The following is a 15,405-nucleotide window of genomic DNA, read 5'->3' on the forward strand; positions in this document are numbered from 1 at the left end:
GGGTGAGGGAGGTGGCTGAGCCTGTCGAAGCCACCGGTGGGACTGCGGGTTCCGGTCCCTTCGACAGGCTCAGGGACCTGGGCCGGAGACTGCGGGTTTCGGTCCCTTCGATAGGCTCAGAGACCTGGGTCGGGGACTGCGGGTTCCGGTCCCTTCGACGGGCTCAGGGACCTGGGTGGGGGCCGGGAGGTGCCGGGTCGCGTCGGCCGCCGCAAGAAATCCTTGCCCTCAGCAATCTCTCAGGGATAGTCTGGAGGGCTGCCGTCCCCCCGGCGGAAGCTACACCAACTGAGGAGGATTCCATGGACCAGATCGACGCCCCCGTCGCCCCGGCCGCCGCATCCTCCGTCGCTGCGCGCCCCGGCCGACGCTCCTAGGGCACCACGCCGCGCTCACGCGCGACCGTCACGCCTCGACCGACGCACTTCGTCGCGCCTCCCGGCTCCCTCTCCGCGCCCGATCCCGGCGCCCGCTCCGACCCCACGAGGATCATGACCACCTCAACGCCTCCGCAACGCCTGTCCACTCCGCGCGCGCTCGCGCGCCTGCTGCCGATCGCACGGCCGGTTCTGCCGCGCCTCATCGCCGGTGCCGTCACCGCCCTCATCGCGAGCCTGTTGGCCCTGGCGATCCCGCTCGTTCTCGAGCAGATCGTCGCCGGCCCCATCGCCTCGCTCGACGCCGGAGCCCTCGTCTGGGGCTCCCTCGCCGTGCTCGGCCTGGGCCTCGCCGAAGCCGCCATGGTGTGGCTCCGCCGCTGGTTCGTGCTCTCGCCCGCCACCAAGGTCGAGTACGACCTGCGCCAGTCGTTCTACTCCCGCCTCCAGCGCCTTCCCGTCGCCTTCCACGACCGGTGGCAGTCGGGGCAGCTCCTCTCGCGCATGATGCAGGACATCAGCATGCTGCGCCGCTGGCTCGCCTTCGGCGTGATCCTGCTCGTGGTCAACCTGCTGACCATCGCCATCGGCGCCGTGCTGCTGTTCCGCTGGCACTGGCTGCTCGGCGCGCTGTTCCTCGTCACCTCCGCCCCGGTCATCTACGTCGGCTTCCGCTTCGAGAAGCGTTACGGCGCGCTGACGCGTCAGAGCCAAGACCAGGCCGGCGACCTCGCCACCAGCGTCGAAGAGAGCGTCCACGGCATCCGGGTGCTCAAAGCCTTCGGACGCGGCAAGCACGCTCTGCAGAAGTTCACCCGCCAGGCTGAATCGCTGCGCGAGACCGAGATCGACAAGGCCCGCGCGATCGGGTGGATCTGGTTCTGGCTCGTGCTGCTGCCCGACATCGCATTCGCGGTGTGCCTCGGCGCCGGCATCGTGCTGACCCAGCTCCAGCAGCTGCAGGTCGCCGAGCTCGTGGCGTTCTTCGCCATGGCGACCGTGCTGCGGTGGCCGATGGAGTCGATCGGGTTCCTGTTCTCGTTCCTGCTCGACGCGCGCACCGCCACCGACCGCATCTTCGAGGTCTTCGACGAGCAGAACACCATCGTCGACCCCGAGAACCCCCGCACCATCGCGGAGCCGCGCGGCGAGCTGACCTTCGAGGGCGCGCACTTCCGCTACCAGGACTCCGCCGGCACCGAGCCCGACCTGCTGAACGGCGTCGACCTCGTGCTGCGTCCGGGCGAGACCATGGCGCTCGTCGGCTTGACCGGCTCGGGCAAGACCACGCTCACCACGCTGCCCGGGCGCCTCTACGACGTGACCGGCGGCCGCGTGCTGATCGACGGTGTCGACGTTCGCGACCTGACGCTCGCCGAACTGCGGCGTCACGTCGGCATGGCCTTCGAAGACGCCACGCTGTTCTCGCAGACGGTGCGCGACAACGTGCTGCTCGGTCGTGAAGACCTCACGCCCGGCTCACCCGAGGCCGAGGAGATCCTGCGAGAAGCGCTCCAGGTCGCGCAGGCGCACTTCGTGTACGACCTGCCCGACGGCCTCGACACGGTCATCGGCGAAGAGGGCCTGAGCCTCTCCGGCGGTCAGCGTCAGCGCCTGGCGCTCGCACGCGCGGTCGCGGCCCGCCCCGCCGTGCTCGTTCTCGACGACCCGCTGTCGGCGCTCGACGTCGACACCGAGGCCCTGGTCGAAGACGCGCTGCGCGAGGTGCTCAGCGAGACGACCGCCCTCGTCGTGGCCCACCGGCCCTCGACGGTCACTCTCGCCGACCGGGTGGCTCTGCTCGAAGACGGCCGCATCACCGCCGTCGGCACGCACTCCGACCTGCTCCGCGAAAGCGACCATTACCGCTACGTCATCTCGAGCCTCGAAGAGGCCGAGCGCGAAGCCCGCACGGGCGCGATCGACGTGATCCCGTCCGACGACGACGCCCTCACCGAGAAGGAGGCGACCCGATGAGCACCTCCACCGTCTCCGGGACGAGCGGCGAAGACCGCTCCGACTACACGCGCGACGAGAGTCGCGCGATCCGTCAGCGCTCGCTGCGCCTTCTCGGCTCGCTCGTCTCACCGCTGCGCTGGCAGCTCGTGCTCGCCGGCGCCGTGCTCGTCGTCTCGACCGCTCTGCGGGTCGCCGGTCCGGCGCTGATCGCGTACGGCATCGACAACGCCCTGCCGGCCGTCATCGAGCGCAGCGACTGGATGCCGACGTACGGCGTCGTCATCGTGTATTTGCTCGCCGGCATCGGCGGCGCCGTGCTCATCGGCTGGTACGTCGTCGTAGCCGCGCGCCTCACGCAGGCCGTCATGCTCGACCTGCGCAAGCGGATCTTCCTGCACACGCAGCGGTTGAGCCTCGAGTTCCACGAGTCGTACACGTCGGGGCGCATCATCTCGCGGCAGACGAGCGACCTCGACACGATCCGCGAGCTGCTCGACGGCGGGCTCAACGAGCTGGTGTCGGGCGTGCTCTACGGCCTGTTCACCCTCGCGGCCCTGTTCTTGATCGACTGGCAGTCCGGGCTGATCCTCACCGTCATGGGCATCCCCATGTACTTCCTCATGCGCTGGTTCTACTCGCGCTCGCAGGTGATCTACCGCGAGTCGCGCGTCATCAGCGCCCAGGTGATCGTGAAGTTCGTCGAGACGATGACCGGCATCCGGGCGGTCAAGGCGTTCCGCAAGGAGCCGCGCAACGACGCGGAGTTCGGCAAGCTCGCCGGCGACTACCGCGACGTGAACATGCGCTCGATCAAGCTGTTCGGAACCTTCGAGCCGGGCATCATGGGCGTCGCCGCGGTCTCGGTCGCCGTGGTGCTGCTGTGGGGCGGCGGACGCGTGATCGCGGGGCCGCTCGAGATCGGTGTGCTCACCGCCGCCGTGCTGTACGTCCGCAACTTCTTCTCGCCGCTGCAGGAGGTGGCGTTCTTCCTGAACTCCTACCAGTCGGCGACGGCCGCGCTCGAGAAGGTGTCGGGCGTGCTCGAGGAGCAGCCGACGGTTCCCGACCCGACCGACCCGGTCGACCTGTGGACCGCCCGGGGCCACGTGAGCTTCGACGACGTCACCTTCGGATACTCCGACGACCGCGTCATCCTGCCGCACTTCTCGCTCGACATCCCGGCCGGGCAGACCATCGCGCTCGTCGGCACGACCGGTGCGGGCAAGTCGACGTTGGCCAAGCTCGTGTCGCGGTTCTACGACCCGACGAAGGGCGCCGTGACCCTCGACGACGTCGACCTTCGGCGTCTGCACCCGAAAGACCTGCGTCGCGCGATCGTCATGGTCACGCAGGAGGCCTACCTGTTCAGTGGGACCGTGGCCGACAACATCGCCCTCGGTAAGCCCGATGCCACGATGGACGAGATCCGCGCGGCGGCTCGCGCCGTGGGTGCCGACGCGTTCATCTCGAAGCTGCCCGACGGCTACGACACCGACGTGAACAAGCGCGGTGGCCGTGTGTCGGCGGGCCAGCGTCAGTTGATCTCGTTCGCGCGGGCGTTCCTCGCCGACCCGGCGGTGCTCATCCTCGACGAGGCCACGGCCTCGCTCGACATCCCCAGCGAGCGGCAGATCCAGGACGCCCTGCAGACGCTGCTCGCCGACCGCACGGCGATCATCATCGCCCACCGCCTGTCGACGGTGGCGATCGCCGATCGCGTGCTGGTGATGGAGCACGGTCGCATCATCGAAGACGACACCCCGGCCGCCCTCATCGCCGGCACGGGCAAGTTCGCCCAGCTCCACGCCGCCTGGCGCGAGTCGCTGGTCTAGCCCGCCCCGCGGGAATGACGGATGCCACGCTGCCCCTCGGGCGCGTGGCGTCCGTCTTTCCGTCGAAAGCAGTCTGCTGTCCGGTGCCGTTTCGAGTCACACCAGTCGAACCGAATGAGGGCGCCCAGCGCCCCGCCCGGATCTTCGCGCCTCAGCCGATCACACCCGCGCGCGAGCGATGACCTCGCCGTATGCCGTCTCGCCAACCGGCTCGAAGCCGACACGCTGGAAGAACGCCTCGGGACCGCCGACACCGGGTTCGTAGATCACGTCGACGTGGTCCATGCCGCGACCGCGGGCCTCTTCGAGGACGGCGGCGATCGCGTAGCTTCCGACGCCACGGCCCTGCTCGTCGGCGTCGACGTTGATGCGCCACAGCACCGACTGGAAGTGCTCCTCGTGGGCGTCGCGATCGAAGTTCGCGCTGACGAAGCCGACGACCTCATCGCCGTCGAGGACCACGCGTTGCCAGGTCGTCTGCGGGTTGCTCACCGTGGCGGCGACCCCGTAGCTCACGGGCGCGAGGAACTGTTCCTGTCCGGGCTTGAGCGAGAGCGTGTTGACGGCCACGATCGTGGCGGCGGACAGTTCGACGAGACGCAGGTCAGCCATGCGCTCAGGCTACCGGCACGCCCGCCCCGCCCCCAAAGATCGCATACCGACGCATGTTCTTGCCGAGGGGGGAGCAGCGGGGAAAGACGAGGGCGGATGCCGAGAACTATCTCGACATCAAGAGACTTTGCCCATGTGCGATAGGCTGAATCGCAACCCTGGCCGCCTCTACGGAGAGATCTGACGTGCCCGATTCCACCATCATTTACACGTACACCGACGAGGCGCCGGCTCTCGCCACCGCGTCGTTCCTGCCCATCGTGCAGGCCGTCACGAAGCAGGCGGGTGTCGACGTCGAAACCCGCGACATCTCGCTCGCCGGCCGCATCCTCGCGGCCTTCCCGCAGCGCCTCACGCCCGAGCAGCAGGTCGGCGACGCGCTGGCCGAGCTCGGCGGACTCGCCACGCTGCCCGAGGCGAACATCATCAAGCTGCCGAACATCTCGGCATCCATCCCGCAGCTGAAGGCCGCGATCGCGGAGCTCCAGTCGCAGGGCTACGACATCCCCGACTACCCCGATGAGGCGTCGAGCGTCGAAGACAAAGACGTGCGCGCGCGCTACGACCGCATCAAGGGCTCCGCGGTGAACCCCGTGCTGCGCGAGGGCAACAGCGACCGCCGGGCCCCGCTCGCGGTGAAGAACTACGCCAAGAAGCACCCCCACCGCAACAAGGCGTTCGCCGAGGGCTCGAAGACCCGCGTCGCAACCCTCGGCCACGACGACTTCCGCTCGAACGAGAAGTCGGTGGTGCTCGGCGACGATGACGTGCTGACGATCCAGCACGTGGCCGCCGACGGCTCCACCACGACGCTGAAGGAGGGCCTCAAGGTCCTCCAGGGCGAGATCGTGGATGCCACCTTCCTCTCGGCCGCGGCCCTCGACGCGTTCCTCGCCGACACCCTCGCCCAGGCGAAGGCCGACGACGTGCTCTACTCGGTGCACCTGAAGGCCACGATGATGAAGGTCAGCGACCCGATCATCTTCGGTCACGTCGTCAAGGCGTTCTTCGCCGACGTGTTCGACCGCCACGGCGATGCCCTCGCCGCGGCCGGTCTCACCCCCAACGACGGCCTCGGCTCGATCCTCGCGGGTCTGTCGAACGTCGAGGGCGGCGACGCCATCGCCTCCGAGATCCGTGAGGCCCTGGCATCCGGCCCCCGCCTGTCGTACGTCAACAGCGACAAGGGCATCACCAACCTGCACGTGCCCTCCGACGTGATCGTCGACGCCTCGATGCCCGCGCTCATCCGCAACGGCGGCAAGCTCTGGGGCGCCGACGGGGGAGAAGACGACACCCTCGCCGTCATCCCCGACTCCTCGTACGCCGGTGTCTACCAGGCGACCATCGAAGACGTCATCGCCAACGGACCGCTCGACCCGGCCACCATCGGCTCGGTGCCGAACGTCGGTCTCATGGCCCAGGCGGCCGAGGAGTACGGCAGCCACGACAAGACGTTCGAGATCGCCGCCCCCGGCCGCGTGCAGGTCGTCGCCTCGAACGGCGACGTGCTGCTCGAGCACGAGGTCAGCACCGGCGACATCTGGCGCGCGACCCAGACCAAAGACGTCGCGGTGCGCGACTGGGTGAAGCTCGCCGTCACCCGCGCCCGTGCGACCGGTGTCCCGGCCGTGTTCTGGCTCGACGAGACCCGCGCGCACGACCGCAACCTCATCGCCAAGGTGCACGAGTACCTCGCCGACCACGACACCGACGGCCTCACGATCGAGATCCTCGCCCCCGCCGAGGCGACGACCTACTCGCTCGAGCGCATCCGCCGCGGCGAGGACACGATCTCGGTCACCGGCAACGTGCTGCGCGACTACCTCACCGACCTGTTCCCGATCCTCGAGGTGGGCACGAGCGCCAAGATGCTCTCGATCGTCCCGCTGCTCGCGGGCGGTGGCCTGTTCGAGACCGGCGCCGGCGGCTCGGCTCCCAAGCACGTGCAGCAGCTCGTCGAGGAGGACTACCTCCGCTGGGACTCACTCGGTGAGTTCTTCGCCCTCGCGGCTTCGCTCGAGCACCTCGCCGACACCACGGGCAACGAGCGGGCTCGCGTGCTCGCGCAGACCCTCGATGCCGCGACCGGCACGTTCCTCGAGAACGACAAGTCGCCCGGCCGTGCCCTCGGCACGATCGACAACCGCGGCAGTCACTTCTACCTCGCCCTGTACTGGGCGCAGGAGCTGGCGAAGCAGTCGACGGATGCCGACCTGGCCCAGGTCTTCGCCCCGGTCGCCGAGAAGCTGGCCGCGGAAGAGCAGACGATCGTCGCCGAGCTCAACGCCGTCCAGGGTCACCACGCCGAGATCGGCGGGTACTACCGCCCGAACGCGGAGCTCGTCGAGAAGGTCATGCGCCCCTCGGCCACGCTGAACGCGGTGGTCGACGCCCTGCGCTGAGCCGGAAACCCCAGAAGGGGCGGATGCCACACGGCATCCGCCCCTTCTGCGTTTCCGGGCCGCGGCTCGGCGCGTCGGCACGGCACAACTCCTGCAATCCGCGGTTGTCGGGCCTCCGGAGGGCCCGGTCGGGGCAGAGTGCAGGAGTTGTGCGCGCCGGGGCCCCGGGAGGGGAGTGTCGGGGCGGGTTGCCGGGCGAGAGTCCTGCGTTGCGTCACAGCGGTGCGACGCAGGGTGCGAAGACGCCGGCCCGCCGGCGAGCTGTCACGCCGGGAGGCTGTTCCGCCGGGTTGCAGTCCCGCCGGGACGCTGTCGCACCACGACGCAGTCCCGCCGGGAGAAAAGACAGAGGGGCGGATGCCGAAGCATCCACCCCTCTCAGAAGGATCCGGGCTCAGTAGTGAACCGAGACCTCCGTGCCGCGGTAGGCCCAGTCGTAGAGCTCCTTGGCCTGCGGGATGGTCATGTTGATGCAGCCGTGGCTCATCGGGGTGCCGAAGTTGTTGTGCCAGTAGGTGCCGTGGAAACCCTCGTCACCGTTGAAGTACGCGACCCAGGGGACGTCCTTGGTGCAGTAGTCGTAGCCGGGGACGCAGCCCATGTCCTGCATCGCGGTCTTCCAGCCGATGCGGAAGTTGCCGGTGTGCGTCGCGTGCTCGCCGGCGCCCGACGAGATCGTGTAGGTGCGGTACACCTGACCGTTCTGCCAGAGCGTGGTGGTCTGCGTGCTGAGGTTGACGTCGATGCGGCGCTCGGTCTTGGTGGTGTCGAACGGCGTCTCGGTGACGTTCAATGCGTAGCGTCCGTTGCCGTCGGCGAGCTGCGTCGCGAAGGCCGCGGCGATGCCGGCGGTGTCGCCGAGCGCGCGGCCGGTCTGGCCCTCGGTGAGGGTGTGGATGACCTCTCCACCGGTGTCGACGATCACGTCGGCGTTGACGGCACCGCGGTCGACCATGCCGGTCAGGCCGTCGACGACGGTCTGGATCGCGCTCTGGTCGGCCGAGATGGCGAAGTCGCCCGTGCCGTCGGGGGTGACGGTGAGCCACAAGGCGGCGGTGGCGCGGTCGACGGGCACCGTGCGCTCGTCGCCGACGTAGAAGCCGGCCGAGTCGAGGATGCCGTTGAGGGTCGCGACGGCGGCGCCGGCCTCGTCGGTCGAGACGGGGGCCTCGACGGGCACGAGGGTCGCGTCGACCGCGGTGGTGGTCTCACCGGAGTCGAAGGCCGACTGCAGGGCGGCGGCGACGGTGGCGACGTCGATGCCCTCGCCCGCTTCGGCGGGGGTGGCGACGTAGGCCTGCGAGCCCGCGTCGTAGGCGACGGTGGCGTCGACGGGCGCGCGGTACGCGCCGGGGGCCTTGTCGCGCAGGGCGGCGGTGGCCGCGGACTCGTCGATCTGGACGGCGACGCCGGCTCCCTCGGGGAACCACGCGGCGGGCTTCCACATGGGGTTGTCGGCGAAGGCCTTGTCGGCCAGGGCGGCGGCGTCGACCGTCGCGCCGAGGTCGGCGCCGGTGACGGTGACCTCTCCGGCGGGGCTCTCGACGACGACGGCGGTGTCGGCCAGTCGGGTCGAGATCGCCTGCGCGGCGGCGCCAGCGGTGAGACCGCCGATCTGCACACCGGCGACCGAGGCGCCGGGGGCGATCAGCACGAGGGAGGCCGCGATGAGGGCCACGGCCGTCGCGCCGGCGGGGATGCCGATCCACAGGCCGGAGCGGTTCTTGCGCGTCGTGGGCTCGGGCGGAGCCCAAGCGTAGGTCGCGCCGTCGGTGCCAGGTGCGCCGTCGGTCATGAGTCAAACCCCCCGGAAGTCAGTCTTCCCATGCTAAAGCCGCGGCCTGCGCGTCACCCCCGAGCAATATCACGGTCTGATCACGCCCGCGGCGTGACGCGGCCGTTCCGGCCGCGCACGACGTCAGGGCGCGAACACCTTTCCCGGGTTCAGGATGCCGAGGGGGTCGAACACCCGGGCGATGTCGCGCTGCAGCGTCCACTGGTCGTCGCCCAGCTCGTCGGCCAGCCAGCGTCGTTTGAGCACACCGATGCCGTGCTCGCCGGTGAGGGTGCCGCCCAGCGCCAGCGCCGCGCGGAAGAGCTCTTCGGCGGCGTCCCACACGATCGACGGCACCTCGGGCCCCTCGAACACGAAGTTGGGGTGCAGGTTGCCGTCGCCCGCGTGGGCGACCGCGGGGATGACGAGGCCGAACTCGCGCTCGATGCGCGCGATCTCGTCGAACATGTCGGGCAGGGCGCTGCGCGGCACCGACACGTCTTCGATGAGGGTCGTGCCGAGGGTCTCCATCGCGGGATGCATCGCCCGTCGCACGGCCAGCAGTGCCTCGCCCTCGGCCGCATCGGCGGCGACGGTCACCGTTCCACCGGCGGCACGCAGCACCTCGGCGACCGCGCGAGCTTCGTCGACTGCCACGGGTCCGTCGGTCTGCACGGTCAGCTGAGCGGCACCGGCAACGGGGGTCGGCAGAGACAGCAGGCGATGCACGGCCGCGAGGCTCGTGGCATCCATCAACTCCATGATCGCGGGCTGGATTCCGGATGCCGTGACCGCTGCCGACGCGACGGCGGCGGCCCGCACACCCTCGAACAGGGCCGTCAGAGTGACGCGCTCGCCCTCGATGAGGCGACGGAGCTTGAGCGTCGCGCCGACGACGACACCGAGCGTGCCCTCCGACCCGATGACGAGCGAGGTGAGGTCGAGACCCGTGACGCCCTTCACGCTGCGATGGCCGAGGTGCAGGAGCCGCCCGTCGGCGAGCACGAGGTCGACGCCGAGCACCGCGTCGCGCACGACGCCGTACTTCGCGCACAACAGGCCGCCGGCGCCGGTGGCGATGTTGCCGCCGACGGTGGAGATGGCGCGGCTGGCCGGATCGGGTGCCCACCACACGCCGTGCGGTTCGAGCTGCACGTTGAGGTCGGCGTTCAGGATGCCGGGTTCGACCACGGCCAGCAGGTCGTCGGGGCGTACCTCGAGCACGCGATCCATGCCGCGCACCGAGAGGCTGATCTCTCCGCCGCCGGTGTTCGCGCCGCCCGCGAGGCCGGTGCCCGCGCCGCGCGGCACGACGGGGGTGCGCGTGGCGGTGGCGATGCGCATCACCGCCTGCACGTCGGAGACGGATGCCGCGTGCACCACGGCCAGGGGGAGCCCCTCGGCCGCATGGCCCGACTTGTCGGCCCGGGCCGCGTCGAGCGACGCGGGAGAGGTGTCGACGCGCGCACCCAGCTCGGCGCGCAGCAACGCGAGGGCCCGGTCGGGCGCGCGCGGAGACGGCGAGTCGTCAGCCGTCTCGTCGGCGATCACGCCAGGCGCCGTCTGCCGTTCAGAGCGCCGAACGTGACGGCGACGATCGCGAACACGAGGCCGATGAGGGCCTGGCCCATGCTCCACCACGCCACAGTGGCGGCGGCGTAGACGAAGAGCTCGACGATCGCGCGGACGAAGGGGTGCACCGCCAGCACGGCGCGCGGTGAGACGAACAGCGCCCACACGGCGATCGCCAGGACGGGGGCGCCGATGCCGGCGACGATGCTCCAGGGGAAGGGCCACGCGGTGAAGCCCCAGATGGCGAGCGTGATGAAGGCGAAGAGGCCGCAGATGACGCTGCCGATCTCGACCCCCGACGGGCGCGGGCGCATGCCGGGAGCGAGAGGCGCCTGCGCGCGGACGTTCGGAGTGTCGGTCACCCCAGCATTTTACGCGGGCGCCGGGGCACGGCATCCGGGATCGCTCACCGTCGAGCCGTTCGCGGCGCGGCCGAGGTCCCTGAGCTTGTCGAAGGGCCCGGGACCCGCGGTGGCCCCGGTGGCTTCGACAGGCTCAGCCACCTCGCGCAGCCGAGGTCCCTGAGCTTGTCGAAGGGTCCGGGACCCGCGGTGGCCCCGGTGGCTTCGACAGGCTCAGCCACCTCGCGAGGCACAGGTCCCTGAGCTTGTCGAAGGGTCCGGGACCCGCGGTGGCCCCGGTGGCTTCGACAGGCTCAGCCACCTCGCGCAGCCGAGGTCCCTGAGCTTGTCGAAGGGCCGGGGACCCGCGGTTGTCCCGGTGGCTTCGACAGGCTCAGCCACCTGGCGCTGCACAGGTCCCTGAGCTTGTCGAAGGGCCGGGGACCCGCGGTGGCCCCGGTGGCTTCGACAGGCTCAGCCACCTCGCGTCGCGCAGGTCCCTGAGCTTGTCGAAGGGCCGGGGACCCGCGGATGCCCCGGTGGCTTCGACAGGCTCAGCCACCTCGCGTCGCACAGGTCCCTGAGCTTGTCGAAGGGCCCGGGACCCGTGGATGCCCGGTGGCTTCGACAGGCTCAGCCACCTGGCGTTACGCAGGTCCCTGAGCGTGTCGAAGGGTCCGGGACCCGCGGTGGCCCCGGTGGCTTCGACAGGCTCAGCCACCTCGTGCAGCAGAGGTCCCTGAGCTTGTCGAAGGGCCCGGGACCCGTGGATGCCCGGTGGCTTCGACAGGCTCAGCCACCTGGCGTTACGCAGGTCCCTGAGCTTGTCGAAGGGCCCGGGACCCGCGGTTGTCCCGGGGGCTTCGACAGGCTCAGCCACCTGGCGTTACGCAGGTCCCTGAGCTTGTCGAAGGGCCGGGGACCCGCAGAGGCCCCGGTGGCTTCGACAGGCTCAGCCACCTCGCGCAGCAGAGGTCCCTGAGCTTGTCGAAGGGTCCGGGACCCGTGGATGCCCGGTGGCTTCGACAGGCTCAGTCACCTGGCGTTACGCAGGTCCCTGAGCTTGTCGAAGGGTCCGGGACCCGTGGATGCCCGGTGGCTTCGACAGGCTCAGCCACCTCGCGTTACGCAGGTCCCTGAGCTTGTCGAAGGGCCCGGGACCCGCGGTGGCCCCGGTGGCTTCGACAGGCTCAGCCACCTGGCGTTACGCAGGTCCCTGAGCTTGTCGAAAGGCCCGGGACCCGCGGTGGCCCCGGTGGCTTCGACAGGCTCAGCCACCTGGCGGTACACAGGTCCCTGAGCTTGTCGAAGGGCCCGGGACCCGCGGAGGCCCGGTGGCTTCGACAGGCTCAGCCACCTCTGCTCCGGACAGCACCTAGGTGGCCCCGGTGGCTTCGACAGGCTCAGCCACCTCTGCTCCGGCCCGTACCCCTCCCGGTGTTCCCGATGAGCTCAGCCACCCCAGCATCGGGCGGAACCTGTGGAGGAACGGTGGATGCCGCGACGCGCGAGGACGCGCGCGTGATACGCGCTACAGTGGCACCGTCGCGACTGGCGTTGAGGTGGGACACCACCGGGGAGCGACCGCTTGACGGTATTCGACCGCACGCCTGGGTCGATGCGGTATCTCCGCGGACTCGCCGAGTCCGCGGCATCCGGAACCATCGTCAAGGAGATCGCATGACCGATCCGTACTTCAACGCCCCTCTCTCGGAGGTCGACCCCGAGATCGCCGAGGTCCTCGACCGCGAGCTGAACCGTCAGCGCGGATTCCTCGAGATGATCGCGTCGGAGAACTTCGTCCCCGTCTCGGTGCTGCAGTCGCAGGGCTCGGTGCTGACGAACAAGTACGCCGAGGGCTACCCCGGTCGTCGCTACTACGGCGGCTGCGAAGAGGTCGACGTCGCCGAGTCGCTCGCCATCGAGCGCGCCAAGCAGCTGTTCGGCGCCGAGTTCGCCAACGTCCAGCCCCACTCGGGCGCCTCGGCCAACGCCGCGGTGCTGCACGCGATCGCCCGCCCCGGCGACACGCTGCTCGGCCTCGCCCTCGACCAGGGCGGTCACCTGACCCACGGCATGAAGATCAACTTCTCGGGCCGTCTGTACGACATCGTCGCGTACGGCGTCGACCCCGAGACCAGCATCATCGACATGGACGAGGTGCGCCGCCTCGCCCTCGAGCACAAGCCGAAGGTCATCATCGCCGGCTGGTCGGCCTACCCCCGCCAGCTCGACTTCGAGGCGTTCCGCGCGATCGCCGACGAGGTGGGCGCCCTGCTGTGGGTCGACATGGCGCACTTCGCCGGTCTCGTCGCCGCGGGCGTGCACCCCTCGCCGATCCCGCACGCGCACGTCGTGTCGACGACCGTGCACAAGACGATCGGTGGCCCGCGCTCGGGCCTCATCCTCACCAACGACGCCGACCTGGCCAAGAAGATCAACACCGCGGTCTTCCCCGGCCAGCAGGGCGGCCCGCTCATGCACGTCATCGCCGCGAAGGCCACGGCGTTCAAGCTCGCGATGACGCCGGAGTTCAAGGAGCGCCAGGAGCGCACCCTGCGGGGCGCGTCGATCCTCGCCGACCGCCTCACCCAGGACGACGTGAAGAACGCCGGCATCGCCGTGCGCTCGGGCGGCACCGACGTGCACCTCGTGCTCGTGGACCTCCGCGAGGCGGAGATCGACGGCAAGCAGGCCGAAGACCTGCTGCACGACATCCACATCACGGTCAACCGCAACGCGGTGCCGAACGACCCGCGTCCGCCGATGGTGACCTCGGGCCTGCGCATCGGCACCCCGGCGCTCGCGACCCGCGGTTTCGGCGACGCCGAGTTCACCGAGGTGGCCGACATCATCGCGCTCGCGCTGATCCCCGGCGCCGACGTCGAGGCCCTGCGCGCACGCGTCGCGACCCTCGCCGACGCTTTCCCGCTGTACCCCGACCTGCACCAGTGAGCCCCGGGCCGGGGCGGGGCTGCTGCGGCGGCCCCGTCTCGGCGGGCGGTCGCGCACACGGCGGGCCGCCCCCATCGACACCCAGGAAGAGGGATGCCATGACGGCGACGATTCTCGACGGTAAGGCCGCGTCGGCGGCGATCAAAGCGGAGCTCACCGAGCGCGTCGCGGCCCTGCGCGCGAAGGGCGTGGTCCCGGGTATCGCGACGGTGCTCGTGGGCGCCGATCCCGCCTCGCAGCTGTACGTCGGCATGAAGCACAAGCAGTCCGAGGCGATCGGCATGAACTCTATCCAGGTCGAGCTTCCGGCCGAGGCCACGCAGCAAGAGGTCGAGGCCGTCATCGACCGCCTCAACGCCGACCCGGAATGCCACGGCTACATCGTGCAGCTGCCGCTGCCGAAGCACATCGACACCGATCGCGTGCTCGAACGGATCGATCCGGCGAAGGATGCCGACGGACTGCACCCCACGAACCTCGGGCGTCTCGTACTCAACGTCAACGCGCCGATCCACACGCCGCTGCCGTGCACCCCGCGGGGCGTCATCGAGCTGCTGCTGCGCAACGACTACGACCTGAAGGGCAAGGAGGTCGTCGTCGTCGGCCGCGGCGTCACGATCGGCCGCTCGATCGGGCTGCTGCTGACCCGTCGCGAGATCAACGCCACCGTGACCCTCACCCACACCGGCACCGCCGACCTCGCGAAACACCTGCGCGAGGCCGACGTCATCGTCGCCGCCGCGGGAGTGAAGCACATCGTGCGGGCCGCCGACGTCAAGCCGGGCGCCGCGGTGCTCGATGTGGGCGTCACGCGCGAGACCGACCCCGAGACCGGAAAGTCGCGCGTGCACGGCGACGTGCACCCCGACGTGGCCGAGGTCGCGGGCTTCGTCTCGCCCAACCCCGGCGGGGTCGGACCGATGACCGTGGCCCTGCTGATGACCAACGTCGTCGAGGCGGCCGAGCGGGCGGCATCCGCCTGAGGGTGAACCGCGCGCAAGCACGGGCTGAACAGCCTTCGCGGCGCGCGCAAGGTGTTCCCCACAGGGAGCCGGACGTGGGATCGTTGATGCATGACTGAGTCCGTGCTGAACGACCTCCTCCGCCGCGTCACCGAGAGCGGCCTGCTCGACGACGCCCAGATCGACGAAGACAGCGTCATCGGGTCGGGACACCTGGACGCCGCCGGCGTCGAGGTGGAGGTCGACCTCGACCCCGAGATCGAGGAAGAAGACGCCCCCGACCTCGACGCGATCATGAGCAACCTCAAGGACGTGCTCTCGGTCGGCGAAGAGCGCTGGCGCGCGATCGTCGAAGAGGTCGCGAGCGACATCGAAGACGCCCTCGACGACGACGAGCTCGATGCCGACGTCGACCTGCGCACCGACCTCGAGGCGATCGGCGTGGGCGTGTTCGCCGACGCGATCATCGTGGTCTTCGCCGGTCAGACCTCGTTCCCCGACGCTCTCGTGCACGTGCAGCTGACGCCCGAGCTCGAGGTCGAAGACATCGAGATCGTCGGCGACGACGACGAAGACGACGAAGACGAGGACTGACCCTCGACACCGCGAAGGGCCG

10 protein-coding genes and 1 riboswitch are annotated in these 15,405 nt (G+C 70.1%); of the genes, 6 read left to right on the forward strand and 4 right to left on the reverse strand.

Annotated features, from left to right (window positions below; translation table 11 throughout):
- Positions 1–491 precede the first annotated feature (491 nt).
- Both LPW41_RS05015 and LPW41_RS05020 read left to right on the forward strand, forming a co-directional pair.
- Positions 492–2,354, forward strand: a complete 1,863-nt coding sequence (locus LPW41_RS05015; protein ID WP_230704258.1) for an ABC transporter ATP-binding protein — start codon at positions 492–494, stop codon at positions 2,352–2,354.
- Positions 2,351–4,168, forward strand: coding sequence for an ABC transporter ATP-binding protein (locus tag LPW41_RS05020; RefSeq protein ID WP_144782531.1), 1,818 nt, complete (start codon positions 2,351–2,353; stop codon positions 4,166–4,168). Before LPW41_RS05015 ends, LPW41_RS05020 begins: the two co-directional genes overlap by 4 nt.
- Before the next feature lie 159 nt (positions 4,169–4,327).
- Here LPW41_RS05020 and LPW41_RS05025 read toward each other — a convergent pair whose 3' ends face one another.
- Positions 4,328–4,780: a GNAT family N-acetyltransferase gene (locus LPW41_RS05025; protein WP_144782529.1), complete on the reverse strand. Its 453-nt coding sequence runs from the start codon at positions 4,778–4,780 to the stop codon at positions 4,328–4,330.
- A 185-nt stretch (positions 4,781–4,965) separates the two neighbouring features.
- On the opposite strand from LPW41_RS05025, the gene LPW41_RS05030 reads away from it, so the two are divergent.
- Positions 4,966–7,185, forward strand: coding sequence for an NADP-dependent isocitrate dehydrogenase (locus LPW41_RS05030; RefSeq protein WP_230704259.1), 2,220 nt, complete (start codon positions 4,966–4,968; stop codon positions 7,183–7,185).
- A gap of 394 nt (positions 7,186–7,579) precedes the next feature.
- On the opposite strand, the gene LPW41_RS05035 is transcribed toward LPW41_RS05030, so the two are convergent.
- The 3 genes from LPW41_RS05035 to LPW41_RS05045 form a co-directional block, all read right to left on the reverse strand.
- Complete coding sequence (locus LPW41_RS05035; protein WP_230704260.1) at positions 7,580–8,980, reverse strand: L,D-transpeptidase family protein; 1,401 nt, start codon at positions 8,978–8,980, stop codon at positions 7,580–7,582.
- Between the two features lie 123 nt (positions 8,981–9,103).
- Positions 9,104–10,510 carry an FAD-binding oxidoreductase gene (locus LPW41_RS05040; RefSeq protein WP_230704261.1) on the reverse strand — a complete coding sequence of 469 codons (1,407 nt, stop codon included), beginning with the start codon at positions 10,508–10,510 and terminating at the stop codon, positions 9,104–9,106.
- Positions 10,507–10,893 (reverse strand): YrdB family protein, encoded by a 387-nt coding sequence (locus LPW41_RS05045; RefSeq protein ID WP_186325400.1) that lies wholly within the window; start codon positions 10,891–10,893, stop codon positions 10,507–10,509. Before LPW41_RS05045 ends, LPW41_RS05040 begins: the two co-directional genes overlap by 4 nt.
- Positions 10,894–12,409: 1,516 nt before the next feature.
- Positions 12,410–12,495: riboswitch (ZMP/ZTP riboswitch) on the forward strand.
- 57 nt (positions 12,496–12,552) lie between these two features.
- Between LPW41_RS05045 and glyA the strand changes: the two genes are divergently transcribed.
- The 3 genes from glyA to LPW41_RS05060 all read left to right on the forward strand — a co-directional run bounded on the left by glyA (position 12,553) and on the right by LPW41_RS05060 (position 15,383).
- Positions 12,553–13,827: a serine hydroxymethyltransferase gene (glyA, locus tag LPW41_RS05050; RefSeq protein ID WP_230704262.1), complete on the forward strand. Its 1,275-nt coding sequence runs from the start codon at positions 12,553–12,555 to the stop codon at positions 13,825–13,827.
- A 98-nt stretch (positions 13,828–13,925) separates the two neighbouring features.
- Positions 13,926–14,810, forward strand: coding sequence for a bifunctional methylenetetrahydrofolate dehydrogenase/methenyltetrahydrofolate cyclohydrolase (locus tag LPW41_RS05055; protein WP_230704263.1), 885 nt, complete (start codon positions 13,926–13,928; stop codon positions 14,808–14,810).
- A 90-nt stretch (positions 14,811–14,900) separates the two neighbouring features.
- Positions 14,901–15,383 (forward strand): cytochrome C5, encoded by a 483-nt coding sequence (locus tag LPW41_RS05060; RefSeq protein WP_154096086.1) that lies wholly within the window; start codon positions 14,901–14,903, stop codon positions 15,381–15,383.
- The last annotated feature ends 22 nt before the right edge of the window (positions 15,384–15,405 follow it).

It is taken from the genome of Microbacterium sp. JC 701 (assembly GCF_021026215.1).
GTDB classification, from domain to species: Bacteria; Actinomycetota; Actinomycetes; order Actinomycetales; family Microbacteriaceae; genus Microbacterium; species Microbacterium algihabitans.